At 40.5% G+C, this 19606-nt stretch carries 18 protein-coding genes, 1 tRNA gene and 1 pseudogene; 9 read left to right on the top strand and 11 right to left on the bottom strand.

Features of this window, described 5'->3' with window-relative positions:
• Positions 1-55: 55 nt before the first annotated feature.
• Positions 56-1075: a phage tail protein gene (locus tag ACE1CA_RS29980; protein ID WP_413278060.1), complete on the top strand. Its 1020-nt coding sequence runs from the start codon at positions 56-58 to the stop codon at positions 1073-1075.
• 406 nt (positions 1076-1481) lie between these two features.
• Here ACE1CA_RS29980 and ACE1CA_RS29975 read toward each other — a convergent pair whose 3' ends face one another.
• Positions 1482-2045, bottom strand: coding sequence for an HdeD family acid-resistance protein (locus tag ACE1CA_RS29975; RefSeq protein ID WP_413276778.1), 564 nt, complete (start codon positions 2043-2045; stop codon positions 1482-1484).
• 519 nt (positions 2046-2564) lie between these two features.
• Here ACE1CA_RS29975 and ACE1CA_RS29970 point away from each other — a divergent pair.
• From ACE1CA_RS29970 to ACE1CA_RS29955, 4 genes and pseudogenes are all read left to right on the top strand, one after another.
• A complete protein-coding gene (locus ACE1CA_RS29970) occupies positions 2565-3530 on the top strand; it encodes a LysR family transcriptional regulator (RefSeq protein WP_413276779.1) in 966 nt (321 codons plus the stop codon).
• 119 nt (positions 3531-3649) lie between these two features.
• Positions 3650-4723, top strand: a complete 1074-nt coding sequence (locus ACE1CA_RS29965) for an anthranilate phosphoribosyltransferase family protein (RefSeq protein WP_413276777.1) — start codon at positions 3650-3652, stop codon at positions 4721-4723.
• 36 nt (positions 4724-4759) lie between these two features.
• On the top strand, positions 4760-5341 hold the full coding sequence (locus ACE1CA_RS29960; protein ID WP_413276776.1) for a molybdenum cofactor guanylyltransferase: 582 nt from the start codon (positions 4760-4762) through the stop codon (positions 5339-5341).
• 154 nt (positions 5342-5495) lie between these two features.
• A pseudogene (locus ACE1CA_RS29955) lies at positions 5496-6853 on the top strand (transposase).
• Between the two features lie 387 nt (positions 6854-7240).
• Here ACE1CA_RS29955 and panD read toward each other — a convergent pair.
• From panD to ACE1CA_RS29925, 6 genes are all read right to left on the bottom strand, one after another.
• Entirely contained in the window at positions 7241-7636 is a 396-nt protein-coding gene (gene panD, locus ACE1CA_RS29950) for an aspartate 1-decarboxylase (RefSeq protein ID WP_413280216.1), read from the bottom strand.
• Between the two features lie 113 nt (positions 7637-7749).
• Positions 7750-8262: an inorganic diphosphatase gene (locus ACE1CA_RS29945; protein ID WP_413280217.1), complete on the bottom strand. Its 513-nt coding sequence runs from the start codon at positions 8260-8262 to the stop codon at positions 7750-7752.
• Positions 8263-8437: 175 nt separating this feature from the next.
• Positions 8438-8620, bottom strand: coding sequence for a TLTLP motif-containing protein (locus ACE1CA_RS29940; protein WP_413280218.1), 183 nt, complete (start codon positions 8618-8620; stop codon positions 8438-8440).
• A gap of 319 nt (positions 8621-8939) precedes the next feature.
• Positions 8940-9902 carry an Npun_F2552 family protein gene (locus ACE1CA_RS29935; protein WP_413280219.1) on the bottom strand — a complete coding sequence of 321 codons (963 nt, stop codon included), beginning with the start codon at positions 9900-9902 and terminating at the stop codon, positions 8940-8942.
• Positions 9903-10075: 173 nt separating this feature from the next.
• A complete protein-coding gene (locus ACE1CA_RS29930; RefSeq protein WP_413280220.1) occupies positions 10076-10354 on the bottom strand; it encodes a hypothetical protein in 279 nt (92 codons plus the stop codon).
• A gap of 178 nt (positions 10355-10532) precedes the next feature.
• On the bottom strand, positions 10533-11954 hold the full coding sequence (locus tag ACE1CA_RS29925; RefSeq protein ID WP_413280221.1) for an aspartate ammonia-lyase: 1422 nt from the start codon (positions 11952-11954) through the stop codon (positions 10533-10535).
• Positions 11955-12281: 327 nt separating this feature from the next.
• On the opposite strand from ACE1CA_RS29925, the gene ACE1CA_RS29920 reads away from it, so the two are divergent.
• From ACE1CA_RS29920 to ACE1CA_RS29905, 4 genes are all read left to right on the top strand, one after another.
• Positions 12282-13304: a tetratricopeptide repeat protein gene (locus ACE1CA_RS29920; protein WP_413280222.1), complete on the top strand. Its 1023-nt coding sequence runs from the start codon at positions 12282-12284 to the stop codon at positions 13302-13304.
• Positions 13304-14002 carry a ComF family protein gene (locus ACE1CA_RS29915; protein ID WP_413280223.1) on the top strand — a complete coding sequence of 233 codons (699 nt, stop codon included), beginning with the start codon at positions 13304-13306 and terminating at the stop codon, positions 14000-14002. Before ACE1CA_RS29920 ends, ACE1CA_RS29915 begins: the two co-directional genes overlap by 1 nt.
• 59 nt (positions 14003-14061) lie before the next feature.
• Positions 14062-14511, top strand: coding sequence for a PPC domain-containing protein (locus ACE1CA_RS29910; RefSeq protein WP_413280224.1), 450 nt, complete (start codon positions 14062-14064; stop codon positions 14509-14511).
• Between the two features lie 104 nt (positions 14512-14615).
• Positions 14616-15194, top strand: a complete 579-nt coding sequence (locus tag ACE1CA_RS29905) for a Uma2 family endonuclease (protein ID WP_413280225.1) — start codon at positions 14616-14618, stop codon at positions 15192-15194.
• 48 nt (positions 15195-15242) lie between these two features.
• Here ACE1CA_RS29905 and ACE1CA_RS29900 read toward each other — a convergent pair whose 3' ends face one another.
• From ACE1CA_RS29900 to ACE1CA_RS29885, 4 genes are all read right to left on the bottom strand, one after another.
• Positions 15243-15491, bottom strand: coding sequence for a type II toxin-antitoxin system Phd/YefM family antitoxin (locus ACE1CA_RS29900; RefSeq protein WP_413280226.1), 249 nt, complete (start codon positions 15489-15491; stop codon positions 15243-15245).
• On the bottom strand, positions 15488-15796 hold the full coding sequence (locus tag ACE1CA_RS29895) for a type II toxin-antitoxin system RelE family toxin (RefSeq protein ID WP_413280227.1): 309 nt from the start codon (positions 15794-15796) through the stop codon (positions 15488-15490). The genes ACE1CA_RS29900 and ACE1CA_RS29895 overlap by 4 nt, the downstream gene beginning before the upstream one ends.
• Before the next feature lie 50 nt (positions 15797-15846).
• A tRNA-Gly gene (locus ACE1CA_RS29890) sits at positions 15847-15917 on the bottom strand.
• Positions 15918-15996: 79 nt separating this feature from the next.
• The gene (locus tag ACE1CA_RS29885) at positions 15997-19581 is read right to left on the bottom strand and encodes a response regulator (RefSeq protein WP_413280228.1); all 3585 of its coding nucleotides are present in this window, start codon (positions 19579-19581) and stop codon (positions 15997-15999) included.
• Positions 19582-19606: the final 25 nt, after the last annotated feature.

Here is a 19606-nt window from a genome sequence, read left to right as displayed (position 1 = left end):
CAAGTCTACCCCAACGACCAACTACCAACGACCAACTACCAACGACCAATTAACAATGACTCAAACAAATTACCGTCCAACTTTAGCTTTAAAACTTGCCTCAATGCAAACCCCCGATGCAGTTGAAACTTCAGCATTGGCAAGTTTTGGGGGAAATAATCAAGAAGAAGCGATCGCTCAAAACCTACTTTTACATCCTGGTGAGCCAGGGGAAATGTTAGTCCAATTAGAAAACCTGGGTTCCCATCCATTAAGATGGAAATTAGTAATTGAGGGAGACTTTCCCGGAACTTGGTGTAATTGGTATCAAGAAGAAGCAGAAGAAATTGCCCCCAACCAAAAAGTAGACAAAGAACTTTCCTTTCAAATTCCAGAAGACTTTTTTGAAAATCAGTTTAGTTTGATGGGTAGGAAAGCACGATTACAAATTAACTATGAAGCTCAAGTTTATGTATATGCAGAAGGAGAAATTCAACAGCAATTAATTGGTTATCGAGTTTTTAATATTTGTGTTCGCCCTCATCATTCTTACCTAAATTTCTTACCTGCGATTTATCGAGAAATAGATTTTATGGGGCGATTTCTGACTATTTTCGAGCAGGCATTCGATCCCGCAGTTCAAACAATAGACGTACTCTGGGCATATTTAGACCCTTTAACAGCACCAGAAGCAATGCTTCCCTTTCTGGCACATTGGGTAGCTTGGAATATGGAACAACGTTGGGATTCTAAACAGCAACGTCGTTTAATTCGCAATGCCGTAACTCTTTATCGTTGGCATGGAACGCGCAGAGGTTTGCGTTATTACTTACATCTTTATACAGGTTTACCTTTAGATGAACATCTTCCCGAATCAGAAAAACATATAAGTATAGAAGAAATTTTTAGCCAAGGTTTCGTTTTAGGAAAAACTCTTATGGGTGAGGATTCTATGTTAGGAGGTGCGCGTCCTTTTCACTTTATTGTAAGGTTGCGTACCAATAATTCAGAGCCAATAGATGAACAATTAGTAAGGGATATTATTGAACGAGAAAAACCAGCTTTCTGTACCTACGATCTTGAGCTTAGAACGTGATTCAACGCGAGTTCGACAAATAAAAAACAGCAAGAGGTAATTTTGCCAGATTCAATATGGTAAAAAAGTCTGAAATAAGCGATCGGATATTACCATCTCAAATTACTTCCCATCGCCCACTCTTTCCAAATTGGTACTTACTCAAAACTTCTAAAATTTCGATTCAACTACTATTATTTTACTTGAATATACTCATCACCTGTTAAATCTTTCGTTCCCAGGTTGAACCTGGGAACGAGTTTTGAGAGGTTCTACCTCCTCTGCCCCAAAAACCTCTAGAACATCGATTCAGTATTGTCGTCGGCGATGAGAAACCGGGTTTCTTTCGCTCGCACAGTCAATATTTCGTTACCCCAAGTCAAAGAAACCCGGTTTCTGGGATTACTGAATTGGTGTTCTAGAACCCTTACGCTTCTCTCAAAGCTTTACGGGCTGCTGAAGAGAATAAAATTATCCATAAACCATCAAAAATCAGGTTAATACCTAACAGTATGCCAACTGCCCAAGTAGAATTTTCCGGCCATTGATGCCAAATCAAAATACCGAGAATAATTCCCAAAATGCCACTCAAAAGCACCCAATCCCAGTGACGTGCCGGACGCAATTCAAAGGCTAAAATTACTTGGAAAATGCTAGAAACCAAAATCGAAATACCCACTACTAAGGTTAAAGCAATCAAACTTGGTAGGGGATTGAACATAATTAACAAACCACCAACAGAATAGATCAAACCACCGAGAAATTTCAGCCAAAAATTCCCGCGAATATTAGTTTGAAAAGCGTAGATTATTTGAAAAATTCCGTTAAGTAACAATAATAGTCCCAAGAAAAGAGTTGCTGCTACAGTAGCAAAAAAAGGACGAGCGATCGCAACTCCGCCCAGAATAATCAAGAAAATACCTAGAGCGATCGTAAAACCCAAAGCTGCTTTCAAACCCCGATCGATTTCCCCACTTGTATCATTCGTCATATTTTTACACCTTAATTTCGCATGGTAGACGACTAGAGATTATCTTACAATTGTTGCTTTTGAACAAGAGGTCAACTAACCAAAAGAAAGAAAAAATCTCCTCTTTCAACTGAGCCTAGAGATCTTGTATACTCAAAGTCAAACTTTTAAAAGCTAAATTAATTTACATTCACCCTATTTTCACAACATTTTAGTAATTTCGATAAAAGACAAATTTATCAGATTTTGTAACTGATCCAGTACAGCAAAATTAAGTATAATGTTTCTCTTGTCCGATCGGGTACGCCAAGTTCCCTTTCTCCCCCTTCTGCTTAATTACAAATAAATGGTAAACATAAGAAAATGAAATAAAGATGAAATTTGCGCCAACATAAGCCAGAACAGGCGAATTATACAAGAGAAAATTTTCTCATTTTCCAGTATGAATTCGCCAAGCTGTATCAGAATCTACTAAAAAGGTATGGTAAATGAGTTATTGTCATTCCAATAGATAATGTGATTCAGGCTACATCATTAACCATGCGCCTAGAGCAATTACAGGCATTTTTGGCGATCGCAGAAACGGGCAGTTTTCAGCAAGCAGCACGAAAATGTAACGTTACCCAATCTACCATCAGTCGCCAGATCCAATCTTTAGAATCAGACTTGGGTGTATCCTTGTTCCACAGGAGTAACCAAGCAAAGTTGACATTAGGCGGAGAAAAACTATTACCCCATGCCACAAAAATCTGCCAAGAATGGCAAAATGCCACTCAAGAATTAGCAGAATTACTAACAGGAAAGCAGCCTGAGCTTTGTGTAGCAGCTATTCCTTCAATATGTGCTTATAATTTACCCCCAGTTTTGCAAAAGTTTTGCCAGGACTACCCAGCGGTACAATTGCGAGTAACTTCTTTAGGAAGCGATCGGGCTTTAAAAGTACTCAAAGATGGTTTAGTAGATGTAGCAATTGTCATGAATAACCGCTTTTTAACTGCTAGTCCAGAATTAATTGTAGATGCACTTTACACCGAACCAATAGAAGTATTAATGGCAGCAGATCATCCCTTAGCCCAATACTCAGAAATACCTTGGCAAGAAATTACTAATTATCCTCAAATAGTATTCAAAATTGGCTATGGAATGCAACGCTTAATCCAAGATCAATTTCAGCGGTTAGATGCTAACTTAAATGCAGTTTTAGAGTTAAATACTTTGGATGCTTTTCGGGGAATGGTACGCCAAGGAAATGCGATCGCCCTCTTGCCAAAAACTGCCCTTTTCGACGCTCACTACGACCCTACATTAGCAGTTAGACCGACCAGCGAACCAACATTAAACCGCCAAGTAGTTTTAGTCACGACTTGCGATCGATTACAAATTCCTCCCATTGCCCATTTTCGCAGTTTAGTTCACAAATTAATTGGCATAGACTCAGCAAATACATTGACACAGGTAGCTTCTTCTAAAACTAAAAATCCCCTGTCTCATGCGATCGCCATATAAGCACAAAAAAACACAATAAAGGCAAAAGACAGAAGGTGTTAATATGATTTTAATTCATGGTTATAAGTCAAAACTTAAACAAATGACCAATGACCAATAACAAATAACAAATAACAATTATGAGTAAAGCTTTTAGAGAACTGTTAAAAAAAATAGGAAGCGGCAATCATACCGGGGAAAATTTAACTCGTGAAGAAGCAGCAGCAGCTACAAAAATGATGCTGTTAGCGGAAGCAACACCAGCACAAATTGGCGCATTTATGATCGCCCACCGCATCAAACGCCCCACAGGAGAAGAACTTGCAGGAATGTTGGATGCTTATGAAGAATTAGGGCCAAAATTACAACCAAAAAAAGGCAGTAATTCCTCAGTAAAAGTACTGGGAATACCGTATGATGGTCGATCGCGCACCGCACCAATCAACTCAATCACCGCCTTAATTTTAACTGCTGCTGGAGTGCCAGTGATTCAGCACGGGGGCGATCGAATGCCCACCAAAGAAGGCATACCATTAATCGAAATTTGGCAAGGTTTAGGAGTAGATTGGACAAAACTTTCCCTAACAGAAACCCAGCAAATATTTGAAAGTACTGGATTAGGATTTATTTACTTACCTAACCATTTTCCCCTAGCAGCTGGATTAGTTCCTTACCGCGATCAAATTGGCAAACGTCCACCTTTTGCCACAATGGAATTAATCTGGTGTCCTTATAATGGAGATGCTCATATTATCTCTGGTTTTGTCCATCCTCCCACCGAAAATATGTTTCGTGGTGCATTGGAAACTAGAGGATTTCCCCAATATTTAACTACAATTAAAGGTTTAGAAGGTAGCTGCGATCTACCGCGCGATCGCACAGCCATTATCGGTATAATTAAACAAAACACAGAATTAGAACGCCTACATTTATCCCACAACGACTACGGTTTTAGTAACATTAACCCTCCACTTTTTCCCACCACCAACGAATTAATTAATCAAATAGAATCAGTATTAAAAGGCGAACCATCAGAAATGATGCAATCTGCTATTTGGAACGGTGGTTTTTACCTTTGGCATTGCGGAATTTGTCCAACAATGGAAGCAGGAATTGCCGTCACAAAAGAAATTATAACTAACAAAAATGCTGCTCAAAAGTTAGAGGAAATTCGCGGTGCGATCGCAGCATTACAACTAGCCTATAAAACCTGAAAAAATATTTTATTCAGCTTCAGGGGGTATTTTACATTGGATATTTCAGCATTAATTTTAGCAGGTGGTCGCAGTAGCAGAATGGGTGAAGATAAAGCACTCATACCTTGGGATGGCATACCCTTATTAACCAGAGTTTCCCAAGTTGCAACCCAATGCTGTCAGCAAGTTTATATTCTCACACCTTGGGCGGAAAAATACCAAAAAATAGTGCCAGAAAATTGTCAATTTATAACAGAAACTCACACCGGACAAGGGCCATTATTAAGTTTAGCGGAAGGACTAGAAAAAATCTCCTCAGAATGGGTATTACTTTTAGGTTGTGACTTACCTTTACTGCAATCTAACATCCTGCAAAATTGGATGGAAAATTTAACGCAAATTCCTGATGAAATTTTAGCTGTAGTACCCCATCAACAAGCGAGATGGGAACCTTTGTGCGCTTTTTATCGCCGTTCTGCTTTACCGAATTTACAGCAGTTCATTCAACAAGGTGGTAACTCATTCCAAAAATGGTTAGAACAGACAAATGTGGCAACTATTCCTGTTAGTCAAGCTTGCCAAGAAATGTTGTGGAATTGCAATACACCAATGGATTTAAAGTTTGAAAAATCTTAATTATTTTTGCCCCCTAGAACGCCGATTCAGTATTGTAGTCGGGGATGAGAAACCGGGTTTCTTTCCCTAGAGCGCCAGTCCAGTAAAAGAGGTTGACAAAAAGGCAGTGATATGGTGTGGTAGAAAAATCGTCCGGCTCAACACCCATCTAGCTATGAGACCACCAATCTGGAATCCGCCCATAGAACTGTCAGTTGAAGAACAAAAAGTGGCTAAACGTATCCGAAAAGCCAAACTGTTCTTATTTCTGAGGCAAAACCGCCACATCCTATTCGATGCTGACTTCCAAGAAAAACTGGCTAATTTGTTGTATAAAGACAGCTCTTCGGGGGAAATGTCCGGTTGCACCAGCACAACTGGCATTGTGCATAATTCTACAAGCGTACACAGGAGTATCTGATGATGAAGCAATCGAAGCAATAGTGATGGATAGAAGATGGCAATTAGTACTTGACTGTCTCGATTGTGAACAAGCACCATTTGGCAAAGGAACATTAGTCAGATTTAGAGCCGGGTTAATTGCTGGTGGTGGCGATCAATCTTTAATAGAAAGAACCATTGAAATAGCTTCAAAAACCCAAGAATATAACGAGCGTTCCTTGAGAGTAGCCTTAGATTCGAGTCCCTTATGGGGAGCAGCTAGAGTGGAAGATACCTATAATTTATTAGGTCATGCCTTGCGAAAAGCCTTATTAATAATTGCCAAAAATACCAACCAAGATTTAGGAGTAGTAGCGCAAGAAGTACCAGCAGAAATTGTCACCAAATCTAGTCTAAAAGCCGCCTTAGATAAAGATTGGGATGACCCAAATGCCAGAGGAGAAGCATTAACCACAATTTTAGAAACACTTAATCAAGTAGAAACTTGGATAACCGAACAATCAGACCTAGATGAATCAACCAAAGAGTTAGTCGAAAAAAATTTGGCTACCGCTAGACTAATCGAAGCACAAGATGTAGAAATCGCAGCAGATGGCAGTCCAAAGTTACGTCAAGGGGTAGCAGTAAACCGCCAAATTTCGATTGAAGACGACCAAATGCGACAAAGAATTATCTATTATTTGTAAATCTTGGCCAGTACGCAATGGTAACTATTTCGATAAAACGGCTTTTAATCTGGACTGGTCAAATCATTTAATTCGCTGCCCTAATGGAATAAGTATCCCCTTTGTTGAAGGAAAAACTGTTCGCTTTCCCCAACAACAATGTCAGATTTGTCCCCTGTATTCTCAATGTACAACTAGTCCTAAAGGTCGCAGTGTTTCGATTCATCCAGAAGAATCTTTCTTACAAGAATTACGCCAACGTCAAACAACTGCTCAAGGCCGGAAAAAATTAAGAGAGCGGGTGAGTGTGGAACATACTTTAGCTCATATTGGTCAGTGGCAAGGTAAAAAAGCTCGTTACTTAGGACAAAGGAAAAATCTCTTCGACTTGCGGCGTATGGCAGTGGTTCATAATCTCCATATTTTGGCACAACTTTTAATTCAATCTCCCCGAATGGTTGTCTAAATAAAACTTTATTTTCTCTGATTTAAATTCAATATTTAATTATAGTTATAGCCTTTTTTAATCTGAAAGAGGCTGATATTTTATCGGTTAATATTAATCCAGCCCTATATTATTTGTCTGCTCATTTGTTGAGCCGGACGATTTTTCTACCACACCATATCACTGCCTTTTTGTCAACCTCTTTTACTGGACTGGCGCTCTAGAGAAGCAGGAGATATTTTGTTACCCCAAGCCAAAGAAACCCGGTTTCTGGGATTACTGAATTGGTGTTCTAGACTAAAGTCCAGGGCTATACAAACAAAACCTGCCTCCGCAGGTTAAGAGTCCGCGCAGGCGGACTTTGTTTGTGTAGCTGCGATTTCAATCGCCCTGCTATTTCAATGATATTCAAACTATCACCGAATCTTTAAATAATTCATTTCCATAACGACGCACTTCTAAAACGCGGTTATTTTCATCTACCATCACCACAGTAGGATAGTAATTTTTTAACTCTTCCTCAGTAAATTGGGCATAAGTCATAATAATTAATCGATCGCCCTTAACACCCAATCTAGCCGCTGCCCCATTTAATTCGATCGCCCCAGAATTAGCTGGCGCACTAATAGCATAGGTAATAAACCTTTCCCCATTCGCAATATTAACCACTTGCACCTGTTCGTAAGGCAAGATTCCCGCAGCATCCAACAGCGTTCGATCGATACTAATACTACCCATATAATCAAGATTTGCTGCTGTCAGAGTGCAATTATGAATTTTGGCTAAAAGAAGCGATCGCTGCATCGATTTAGATTATCTCATTGGTCATTGGTCATTGGTCATTGGTCATTGGTTGTTGGGAAAACTTCTTTCCCAGTCCCTAGTCCCCAGTCCCCAACCCCCAATGACCATTTTATTTACTTCTTATAGGCTTGGACACACTTTTCAACTAAAGGCATTACTTGATCGATGTCTTGCCAACCTAAGATTTGCACAGCTTTCTTTTCTAGATTTTTGTAGGTTTTGAAAAACTCAGCAATCTCATCCAAACGGTGTGGTTGAATATCTTTGAGTGATTTTACATTAACGTAACGGGGGTCTTTCTCTGGTACACAGAGAATTTTTTCATCACGATCGCCACCATCAGTCATTTCTAACATCCCGATCGGTCGCGCCGCAATCACACAACCAGGAAAAGTCGGCTGATCCATAATTACCACACCATCCAGCGGATCGCCATCATCAGCCAGAGTATTTGGCACAAAACCATAATCGTAGGGATACTGAACCGAAGAATACAATACCCGATCCAAAGCAAACGCTTCTAGATCCTTATCAAACTCGTACTTATTCTTACTTCCAGCAGGAATTTCAATCAAAACGTTAATCAAACCAGGTTTCGGTTGGGCGGGAATACGCGATAAGTCCACTGTGTAAAGTCCTCTAAACTACAGCAATTACAGGGGAAGAGATTTGTAACCTAAATCTTAGGATCTCACTCCCCCGTGTAGCATTTTAGGGGAATACCGACACCAGATCTCATCTTCGGTGTATTCCCCTAAATTTTAATCATTAACAGGTTTACTCAAGGGGGCATCTCTGATATCATTCCCTCTGGTTAGGTAATGGATATGTAATTTGCTGCAAAACCTCAACACTGTCTGAAGAGTAGTGTGCAATTACAAAGAAAGGTAAAGTCAGGGTGACTAAAGCAATGACTGTTCCCACAATATCTGCCAACCGTTGAGGCGGTCGTTCAGGGGAAGGAGCAGGGTCACTAGAATTCATAAAGTAATATGTGAACTGAGTTTGTTGGTCAATTCAACTGAAACAATAAGAGAGAAAGTAGAGGAATATAATTCCCCATCTACATTTTACCTAATCTTCACAATCAGGTTGTCTTTTAGGAAACAATCTGCAATTAAATCATGCTTAAGGTTTAAGTTAGATAACTCTCTAATCCCTTTAATACTCAGACTTCTGGTAAAACTCATTCGATTTTAGATTTTCCGATCTTAGATTTCCGATTTCAGACTTGGGGTAGAGACGTTGTATACAACGTCTCTACAAAAAAAATTTGTTTCTAGGTTTTTATACTCAGTAAAATTTACCGACTTGAGTAAGCGGCTAAAGGTTCCTTGATAAATCGAATGTAAAAATGTTTAAAGGTAGACTTGAGGACGCGAGGTAAGCCAAAATCGATCGGCATCATGCGATCGGGCAACCTCCAATCTAGCACCTTTAGATCCTGGGGTTGTAATAGGGGAAAATCGATCGCTGCCAAATTAGAACATAGACCCAAACGCATAGAAGCGGCAAGTGTAGGCACCAGCAAAGGATCGACATTGACAATTTCTGCGATCGCCCGATCCAAAGCAAAAACATCAGAAGAAGCAGCTAAAACCCCCAACTGACGAGGTTCCCCACCACTAGGCCCATTACCTTCATGACCGATAATTCCATCCAAAATCGTTAATTTAGGATTAATAATTCTAGCAGTTTCTACCAACATTTGTCCAAATCTAGCACTATCCTTGCCAGCTTCGGTATGCCACCAAGCTTTCATTTTTCCCGGTACACAACCGAACAAATTTTTTACTCCCATCGTCATAGTTAATTGCACATGAGATTTTAACTTAGGCAAGTTAATTATCACATCTGCATTCATTGCTTCGGGAGAAAGTAACAAGTGATTAAACTGTTCGCTAACAGTTTGGTAACGCTTTCCACTAAATTCAGTAATTGGTAAATTTAGTTCTTCAAGTAATGGCAAATAACCATTAGCTTTTGCCACTCCCAAAGCACTACCAAAAGCGGGACTATCACCTAAAAAAGGTTCGCCTCCTGCTTCGCGTACCATTTGAACTACACAATAAACAATTTCGGGACGAGTTACGCATTCTTTAGTGGGACGAGAACCTGTGAGTAAATTAGGTTTGAGCAAAACGCGATCGCCCTTTTTAACAAAACTCCTCATTCCTCCCAAAGGTTCTAACAGCGCTTCTAACGACTCCCGCAAATTTTTTAAATCATAAGAATTAGCCCTAATTAAACTTACCGTTGGTTGCATAATCACTCCAAAGAAAGGCGAGGGGACTGGGGACTGGGGACTGGGGACTGGGGATTGGGGACTGGGGATTGGGGACAAGGGGACAAGGGGAATTAATTAACTCAAAACTTTCTTCTTGCCTTCTACCTTTCCCAGTCCCCAATCCCTAATCCCTAATCCCCAATCCCTGCATTTTAACGTGCTCCTCTGTTAAGTGCAGTCACCCGTTCGCTATTGGCGAAAATGCCTTCTCCTTGAAGTTGAGACAGAGGTGGTTTAATTTCCACTTTCATAATTTGCGAAGTACTAATCACAACTGTTTGATCGCGTAAATGGAAAATTAACCAAGGTTTAGCTAACAAACCTTCTAATTGTTGTTGAAATTCTTGGGAAGATATCGGTAATTTGAAAGATTCGGAATGACCATCTCGAAACAGAAAATTTACTTGTATAGAACTATCCTGACTGTGCATTTTTTAACTCTCCTACTAAGTCTAAACTGGGACATTTGGGTGAGGGAAAGGAACAGGGAACAGGGAATAGAATTGGCTATCTATTACTTACGGCGATCGTAAACTTGATTAATCTCTGAAAAGCTTAATGTGTAAGTAATCCCAGTCCCCAGTCCCCAGTCCCTAGTCCCCAAAACTTTTAATCAGAACTGTTAGCTGGCATAGCACTCATTTTTTCTAAATCTAATACTTGCGCTAACTCTTCTGCACTCATTAAACCTCGTTCTAAGACAATTTGGCGCAAAGATTTTCCAGTTTCTAAAGATTCTTTAGCGACAGCAGCGGCGTTGAGATAACCGATGTGGGTATTTAAAGCGGTGACTAAAGCTAAACTGCCTTCAGCGTAAGCGAGACATCGATCGCTATTTGCCGTAATCCCCACTAAACATTGTTGCGTCAAAGCGGAAATTGCATTACCCAAAATTTCGATGCTGTGAATCAAATCGTAGGCAATTAACGGCATCATCACATTTAATTCTAATTGTCCAGCTTGGGCAGCAAAAGCGATCGCCGTATCATAACCCATCACCTGAAAACAAACCATCGAAATCATTTCCGCCATCACCGGATTATATTTCCCCGGCATAATCGAAGAACCCGGTTGTACAGGAGGTAATTGAATTTCTTTAAAACCCGTTTTTGGCCCCGAATCCATTAACCTTAAATCATGCGAAATTTTCACCAAATCTTGAGCTAAATTCCGCAATGACCCAGAAACATTAACAAAAGGTGCCATACTTTGCATTGCTGCCATTAAGTGTGGCGCAGTCCTTAAGGGAATATCAATCAACTCCGAGAGAATTTCTGCTACGCGAAACCGATATTGAGAATGAGTATTTAATCCCGTACCCGCTGCACTTCCGCCTAAACCTAGCAAAGCTAAATCTCCTGAAGCAGTTTCGATGCGAACTAAATGATCTGCCAAAATTTGTGCCCAAGCGCGGAAATTTTCTCCCAACCGCACGGGAACCGCATCTTGCAGGTGAGTTCTGCCAGATTTTACTATATCTTGGAATTGTTCGGCTTTGGTGTCCAATGCTGCGATCGCATCTGCCAAAGCAGGAAACAGGATTTTTTCCAATGCCAAAAGTCCGCCAATTCTAATTGCCGTCGGAATCACATCATTGGTAGACTGACCGTAATTCACATGATCGTTAGGACTAATGCGTTTGTAATTACCCTTTTCGTCGCCCAAAAGTTCTAACGCTCGATTTGCCAGCACTTCGTTAATATTCATGTGATGGGAAGTACCTGCACCAGCTTGGTAAATATCCACGACAAACTGATCCCGTAATTTCCCTGATAAAACCTCATCAGCAGCTTGCACGATCGCTTGACTAATTTCCTTTGGTATGCAATTGAGTTCACCATTTGCGATCGCTGTTGCCTTCTTAATGAACACCCCAGCATCGACATAAGTCGCCAAAGGTTTAATTCTGCTAATCGGGAAATTTTCCGTCGCCCGAAGAGTTTGAATTCCATAGTAAGCATCAGCCGGAATTTGCCGTTCCCCCATAGAATCCTTTTCTATGCGATAAGCTGCATTATCTATTTCTGTCATCTTAACTTTGCTGTAAATCCGATTTTTCCACAATACTGCTTTTGAAGGGACTGGGGACTGGGGACTGGGGACTGGGGACTGGACTGGGGACTGGGGGAAGTTTTGAGTTATCACCTTGTCACCTTGTCCCCTTGTCACCTTGTCCCCTTGTCACCTCTGCCTTCCTGCCTCAGTATCGGTGAGATATCTAAGTTAAATCAAGGATTAAACTGGAAAATTCTCTTCAGTATTAATTGGTTTTTCTTGGTTTGGTTGTTGATTCCCCAGCTGTTTTTGGGCATTCTAGAAAAAACAAGCAAATCTGTCGGAAGAGTGATGACAAGTTTTATGAGCCAAACAACCAAACTGGAAGCCCAATTCTTTTTTCAACATGGGTTACGTCTAAGCGAGCAAAGAAACTATGAAGAGGCACTGATTAGCTTTGATACTGCCTTAAGCATAGAGTCTGACTATCATAGCGCACTTTGCCAACGAGGATTTGCGCTAGGAAACTTAGGTCGCCATGAAGAAGCACTAATCAGCTTTAATAGTGCTTTAGCCATTAAACCTGATACTTCTTGGGTATGGCATAACCGGGGGATAGCGCTAGGAAAATTGAATCGTCATGAAGAAGCTTTGAACAGTTTCGACATTGCTTTAGAGTTTAACCCAGATTCAGCTAATACTTGGCATAATCGCGGGATTACCTTGAGCGATCTGGGCAATTATGGAAAAGCTATTATTAGTTTCGAGCAATCTGTGAAATTACAACCGCAAGCTTATTGGGCTTGGTACAATTTAGGGATTGCTTTGGGTAAAGTTGGTCGCTATGAAGAAGCGTTGAATAGCTTCGATCGAGCTTTGGAATTTAATCCCGATGATTTTAATTGTTGGTATAACCGAGGCATTACCTTAAGTCATTTCGGCTACCATGAAAAAGCGATCGTCAGTTTTGATAAAGCTTTGCAAATTAAACCTGATGCTAATCCAGCTTGGTACAACCGAGGTGTAGCTTGTTGGAGAATTGGGAATCATCAAGAAGCAATGGCTTCTTTTGATAAAACTTTTGAGACTCAATTCGATGATTATAAAGCTTGGTTTAATCGAGGTCTGACTTTAGCACAAACAGGTTTATTGGAAGAAGCGATCGCAGCTTACAACAAAGTCCTCGAATTTAAACCTGACGAACACAAAGCTTTATATAACAAAGCTTGCTGTTACGCTCAACAAGGCAAAGTAGAACTAGCAATTGAAAACTTGTTAGCAGCTATGGAATTAAGTTCCGAAGAATATAAAATTAAAGCTCAAGAAGACCCGGACTTTAACAATATTCGCCACGATCGACGTTTTGCAGCGTTAGTGAATACATAATGAAATACTGGAAAAATTTATCCCAAGGATTGCTAGATTTATTTCTACAATCCCAATGTCCCTTATGTGAGCGTCCCACTTCAACCGATTTTTGTACATATTGTGAAAAACAGTTAAACCGCTGTCAAATAACCCAACCCGAAAAGTTTTGGGGAAATGATTTCCCCGTTTTTCCTTGGGGAACTTACAGCGGTTCCCTAAAACGAGCTTTGTGGACTCTAAAATATGAGAAACAACCAAAAATAGCTCAACCTTTGGGTTTTTGGTTAGGGGAAACTTGGTTAAAAACTCGGTTAAAGTCAGCGAAAAATTTGATTGTTGTACCCATTCCCTTACATCCTAATAAATTGCGTAGTCGTGGCTTTAACCAAGCAGAATTATTAGCAGCAAGTTTCTGTCAGGTAACTAATTTACGTTTAGAAAAAGATGGCTTAGAACGGATCTCAGAAACTGAAGCTTTACACAGTAAATTGGCAAATGAAAGAAGAGAAAGTTTACGAGGAGCTTTTCAAATTGGGAAAGCTTTTCGCCAGCGACATCCGAAAGCGGAAGTGTTGTTGTTAGATGATATTTATACGACAGGAGCTACAGCAATAGAAGCAGCTGATACTCTTGGTAAATTTGATATTAAAGTTTGTGGGATTGTGGCGATCGCTACCTCAGCAACCGCTAAACCGCAAAATTTCCATCTCAAATAGAGATATTATGTCACAATTGACAAGCTTATGCTTTTTTCACAAGGTTACTGCGCTTCATCATGATGCAGAATTCTTTAGCTCGTTTTAGCTGCTTTCTAGTCCTACCTGCAACTTTGCTGATTCTGGCAAGTACTGCTCTGACTGTCAAAGCTCAAAAGCAACTTTACAATCCCATTCCTCTACCAGCTAATGGCGAAGTTTCAGATTCCCTCTCCGAAAAAGATATTCCTACAGGGACAGGTGGATTTGCTAGAGACTATAGTCTAGAGTTGAAAGCTGGAGATAACATTGCGATCGATCTTAACTCCGAAAATTTCGACACCATAGTAACCCTAATGAAAAATGGTGTAACTGTGGTAGAAAATGATGATGGCCCCGATGGAACCACTAACTCACTGTTATTTACTCGCATAAAAGATTCAGGAACTTACATCATTCGCGTGCGTGCCTTTGGTGAAACAGCTGGAGGTAGTTTTAAATTAACCGTAACCCGCCTCAAACCAATTTAATTGATATTGGTAAAGCGTTTGATGAGCAACAACTGATTCAAGTTTGGGGAAAGTGCCAAACTGTAAGGAAGCAGCGATTCGAGAAAATCTAAGAGGTTAAGACTATGACTATCTCCAGTGAAAATGTTACTCAAAAGAAAGTCTGGACAGATGCAGAGTTTATGGCATTGTCTAAGGATGGGCATCGCTACGAATTAGTGAATGGTGAGGTTCTGGATATGGGTAATTCAGGAATGGAGCATGGCTATGTTGCTTGTATTTTGACTATTGTGTTAGGGGGGTATATTCGGGCTAATAAACTTGGAGCTATTTGTGACTCCAGCACAGCATTTACCCTCAAAAAGGGAAATAAACGTTCTCCTGATTTTTCCTTTATTGCAAAGAACCGTTTACAGGGGTTAAGTCGTCCTCCTCGTGGTTTTTTCCAAGGTTCTCCCGATCTAGCTGTAGAAATTCTTTCCCCTAGCAACACAATTGAAGAAATCCACGACAAGATTGTGGAATATTTCGAGAATGAAACGCGCTTAGTTTGGGCGATCCATCCTGACGAAAAATATGTGTTAATTTATCATTCTCCCGAACCCGATCGCTTTTTGCGTCCTACCGATCGTCTGGATGGCGAAGAGGTAGTACCGGGGTTTTCAATGGCGGTATCAGAATTGTTTGAAGAATGGGATTTTTAGCAAGAATCCATGCTTGGCAACTTGAGAAAAAAGTTGTTTAGCGATCCATCAGGATTGTTGCTCTAATTCAGCTTCTACTAGAGAGAGGGCGATCGTGGGGCGTTGTCGCCGATCGTGAATCATTTGCCAGAACTCCGAGGAAAGTTGCAGTTTCCATTGTTCTGGGTCAATATTTTCTAATCCTAGTAAAAGGGCGATCGGTTTGCCATTTTGAGTAATCAGAATTTGTTCCTGCTGGGCTGATTGCACATAATCGTGTAGTTGTTCTGAAAGTTGTTCTAGCGTAAGTCGTTTCATCCCACAATATCCTCAGTTGTTTGTCCAGGCGCTTTGTAACGAACCGCTCGAATATAAACGATTTTCTCCTCTTCATCTACATCATAAAAGATGCGATAGTCCCCAACTCGCAACTCCCAAATGGGAGGCACTACTTCAAAATCAGGCACTAAAGGCTCAAGCAGCTTACGATTACGAGTAACAACAGTAGGTTCATAAGTCAGTTGTTGGCGAATAGCTTCTAGGATTGGACGGCGATCGAAGGTACGCAACTCTCTCAATTCTTCAACCGCAAGGTCGGTTACTTCGATAGCATAGTCAGTCATGAAAACAACCTGAAGGAATTTTGCTTTCTAGCGCTGAATTGGATTGGTTAAGCGGGCGGCGGGAATCGAACCCGCATTAATAGCTTGGAAGGCTATAGTTTTACCACTAAACTACGCCCGCATTGGGACTGCTAACTTATCGCTCTAGCTAGGATAACACAATTTTCAGTAACTACACAATTTATCTTCACCTTTTCCCTTTACGCTTTCTTCCGTTCTGTTTTATCCACTACGAAGGTCAATACAGTTTCATCTACACCTTTAAGTTGTAGGGAGCTACCTTTAGTAATTTCGGCTTCATCTAAATAATCGGCGACTGCGGCTGAGACTAAGATGGTATTGGGTTGGGCTAAAGCTTGCAAACGGGAGGCGATGTTCACAGTCGGGCCGATCGCAGTATAATCGGCTCGTTCTTGACTACCAAACATTCCCACTACTGCTGTTCCCTGATGAATGCCGCAACGGAATTGAATTTCGGGGATACCTTGTTCTCGCCAACGTTGGTTAAGTTCACCCAAATAGCGGTGCATTTGTCTGGCGGTAGCGATCGCCCGTTGCACCTGTTCGTTCGGTGTCAACTCTTCTGGCGCACCATACATCGCCAATACTGCATCACCCATAAACTTATCTACAGTACCACCATTGGCGAACACTGCCCTAGTCATATAATCTAAATATTCATTTAATAATTCAGCAACGCGCCGACTCCGTAAAGTATTAGAAAGTTGGGTAAAACCGACAATATCGCTAAATAAAATTGTTACTAATTTTGGTTCGGGACGTAAATCTAAAGACAGTTCTCCTGTTGCTGCTTTATTGACTAAAGTTGGTGGCAAAAAGCGTTTTAATACTGATTCTGTGAGATATTTATTTAACTCTTGCAACTTTTGTTCGTTGACTTTTAGGGCTAATAAATTTCGTACTGCTGCTAAAAGTTCGCGATCGTTAAAAGGTTTAGCTAAATAAATATCTGCGCCTTGTTCTGTGCCTTCAATTCTGGTATCTTCATCAACTTTCGCCGTTAATAAAATAATTGGTGTTGCCTTAATTTCTGGCAAATCTCGAATCCGCCGAATCATATCTAAACCAGAGACGATCGGCATCATTAAATCTGTCACAATTAGTTCGGGATGCCTTTCTATCGTGATACTTAAACCTTCGGCACCATGCCTAGCAGTTAATACTTGAAAACCAGAAGAGCGTAACACTTCCGAAACATAAGACCTTAAATCTGGATTATCATCTACTACTAAGATCGTTGGGGCGGAAAAATTTTCAGGAGAAGCAGGAGAACTTTCTTCTGTTAATTGTTCTGAGCTATTTACTAATCCCTCTGGAGCCTCTAAAATTTCTAAATCTGCTAATTCCACAGCAGCACGACTAGCTTGAATTTGTGTTGGTACTTCTAATACTTGATCTAAAGGTAAATGGGCTGTTCCTGTTTGTAACCAAACTGTAAAAGTACTTCCCGCACCATAAATTGATTCTACAGAAATTTGTCCGCCGTGAAGTTCTACTAACTCTTTAACCAAAGCTAAACCTAAACCGCTACCTTCATAAGAACGGTTAACGGAACCTTCAGCTTGGCGGAAACGTTCAAATAAATGGGGAATTTGTTCGGTGCGAATGCCAATTCCTGTATCTTTTACTTGAATGCGAACATGATCGCCAGCTGGTTCTACTTTAATGGCGATCGCACCACCACCATCAGTAAACTTCATGGCATTAGACAACAGATTATAAATTACTTTATCAAATCTTTCTGGGTCTAAATAAACTTTAGGACAGGAATTAAATTCTGTCACTAACCGCAAAGATTTTTTATCACAATAAGGACGAAAAGATTCAACTATTTGACTTACCATCATTACCACATCGCAGGGACGAAAACTCGCTTGCATTCTTCCGGCATCAATTCTTTGAATATCCAATAATTGATTAACTAAACGCAGTAAACGGCGGGTATTTCTTAAAGCAATGACTGCTTGTTGGTGTGACAGGTCGCTTTTTTGAGCTACTGCTGATTCTAATGGCCCCATCATTAAAGTTAGCGGAGTCCGAAATTCATGGGAAATATTTTGGAAAAACTCGGTTTTTTGTCGGTCTAATTCTAATAATCTTTCTGCTTGTTGACGGGTTTTTTGATATAACCGAGAATGTTGAACTGCGATCGCTGCTTGTGCTGCCACAGCTAACGCTAAATCAATTTCTAGTTGTTGCCATTTTCTGGGAGAGTTTGCTTCCCGAAGAGTAATACTACCAATTAATTGTCCATCACAAATCAAAGGTACCATCATTAACGCCTTTGCCGAAGCCCGTAAAGGCAAATCGAAACCTTGCATTTCCGGCAAGGATTCCAAATTATCAATTACTACAGGTTGTTGAGTTTGAATTAACCGCTGTAATACGGGATTGGCAGCAATTGGTACTACAGATTGCGGCAGTTGAGATGTAGATTTAAAGGTTGATTTTGAGTTATTATAAATTGGGAATTGGGGACTGGGAACTGGGGACTGGGAAGTATGTAATTCTCCGTTTCTTTCCCAATTTTCTATTCCCTTGCTTTGCCTTTTACTGAAATTATTTTCTTCTAATTCGCCAAATTCCACATCGAATACTTGTACCAAATCACCAGCATCATATAATCCGACACATTGAACATATTCATCATCTGGTGTCCAGAGAGAAAGGGCACAACCATCAACATTTAAAGCTTCGCCAAGTTGTTTAGTAATGGCGGAAAAAATATCTTTAGGATCGAGACTATAACGAATGGCATTAGTAATAGTATTGACCAAAGCTTCTCGTTTAGCCATTGCGATCGATCTTTCATAAGCGAGTGCTTGCGCGATCGCCAAAGCAGCTTGATCTGCCACCATAAAAACTAGTTGTACTTCATCATCTTGCCAACGCCGATTTTCTGTACACTGATGCAGCGCCAAAACCGCAGTCAATTCCAATTGACAAATTAATGGTACTACCAAAGAAGAACGAATTCCCGCTTGGGCAAAAGCTGCTGCTCTTTGTTGTTTTTCTGGGTCGTCACCTTGAATCAACTCATCTATTGCCACATCCTCAATGACGTGGACATCAAAAGTTTCCCAGACTGTTTGTGTCAAACTATCCTCTGAAAAGGTAGTGGGTGATGCACCGTTATTATCTGGTGGTTTTTCTCCTACACCTCGCTTGCGATAGACGAAGCATTCATCAGCGATCGCATTATCATGACAAGGACGAATAATACAAATATCTGTCTCCAACATATGTCCAACTGTATTCACAATTGTTTGGAGGATTTGCCGATGATCGGTGCGAGAACGAATAGTATTAGTAACAGTATTAAGTAAAGACTCCTGACGCAGAGTCCGGCACAATTCTTGAGTTCGCGTCTTCAAAACATTATGAGTATCCAAAGCTTGGCGCACTACTATTTGTAACGCCTCCGATTCCCAAGGTTTAGTGACATACTTAAAAACTTTACCGCTATTAATAGCTTCCACCAAATCTTCAACATCAGTATAACCAGTCAAAATAATGCGGATTGTATCTGGATACTGAGTAGCTGTTAAACTCAAAAACTCAGTACCACTCATTCCCGGCATCCGTTGATCGGAAATGATGACTGCCACATCTGCTTCTTTAGCTAAAATTTCCAAAGCCGCTGTCCCTGATGTTGCCTTGAGTACTTTGTAGTCGCGATAAAAGGTGCGATACAGCAGGTCGAGATTATCTGGTTCATCATCAACAACCAGAAGTTTTGGTTTATTTGTGTTTTGGGACTTCATATAATCCTCTCCTGCCACGCAAGAC

Origin of the sequence: Floridaenema evergladense BLCC-F167, assembly GCF_041929205.2 — a bacterium.
In the GTDB taxonomy this organism is placed as follows: domain Bacteria; phylum Cyanobacteriota; class Cyanobacteriia; order Cyanobacteriales; family Aerosakkonemataceae; genus Floridanema; species Floridanema evergladense.
Note: the sequence above shows the minus strand (reverse complement) of the source record. Positions and strands in the feature narration are given on the sequence as shown.

Excerpts from the sequence above, each read along its gene's own strand:
- ACE1CA_RS29980 (WP_413278060.1), top strand. The coding sequence starts at position 56 with ATGACTCAAACAAATTACCGTCCAACTTTAGCTTTAAAACTTGCCTCA.
- ACE1CA_RS29975 (WP_413276778.1), bottom strand. The coding sequence starts at position 2,045 with ATGACGAATGATACAAGTGGGGAAATCGATCGGGGTTTGAAAGCAGCT.
- ACE1CA_RS29970 (WP_413276779.1), top strand. The coding sequence starts at position 2,565 with ATGCGCCTAGAGCAATTACAGGCATTTTTGGCGATCGCAGAAACGGGC.
- ACE1CA_RS29965 (WP_413276777.1), top strand. The coding sequence starts at position 3,650 with ATGAGTAAAGCTTTTAGAGAACTGTTAAAAAAAATAGGAAGCGGCAAT.
- panD (WP_413280216.1), bottom strand. The coding sequence starts at position 7,636 with ATGCAGCGATCGCTTCTTTTAGCCAAAATTCATAATTGCACTCTGACA.
- ACE1CA_RS29940 (WP_413280218.1), bottom strand. The coding sequence starts at position 8,620 with ATGAATTCTAGTGACCCTGCTCCTTCCCCTGAACGACCGCCTCAACGG.
- ACE1CA_RS29935 (WP_413280219.1), bottom strand. The coding sequence starts at position 9,902 with ATGCAACCAACGGTAAGTTTAATTAGGGCTAATTCTTATGATTTAAAA.
- ACE1CA_RS29930 (WP_413280220.1), bottom strand. The coding sequence starts at position 10,354 with ATGCACAGTCAGGATAGTTCTATACAAGTAAATTTTCTGTTTCGAGAT.
- ACE1CA_RS29925 (WP_413280221.1), bottom strand. The coding sequence starts at position 11,954 with ATGACAGAAATAGATAATGCAGCTTATCGCATAGAAAAGGATTCTATG.
- ACE1CA_RS29920 (WP_413280222.1), top strand. The coding sequence starts at position 12,282 with ATGAGCCAAACAACCAAACTGGAAGCCCAATTCTTTTTTCAACATGGG.
- ACE1CA_RS29915 (WP_413280223.1), top strand. The coding sequence starts at position 13,304 with ATGAAATACTGGAAAAATTTATCCCAAGGATTGCTAGATTTATTTCTA.
- ACE1CA_RS29910 (WP_413280224.1), top strand. The coding sequence starts at position 14,062 with ATGATGCAGAATTCTTTAGCTCGTTTTAGCTGCTTTCTAGTCCTACCT.
- ACE1CA_RS29905 (WP_413280225.1), top strand. The coding sequence starts at position 14,616 with ATGACTATCTCCAGTGAAAATGTTACTCAAAAGAAAGTCTGGACAGAT.
- ACE1CA_RS29900 (WP_413280226.1), bottom strand. The coding sequence starts at position 15,491 with ATGAAACGACTTACGCTAGAACAACTTTCAGAACAACTACACGATTAT.
- ACE1CA_RS29895 (WP_413280227.1), bottom strand. The coding sequence starts at position 15,796 with ATGACTGACTATGCTATCGAAGTAACCGACCTTGCGGTTGAAGAATTG.
- ACE1CA_RS29885 (WP_413280228.1), bottom strand. The coding sequence starts at position 19,581 with ATGAAGTCCCAAAACACAAATAAACCAAAACTTCTGGTTGTTGATGAT.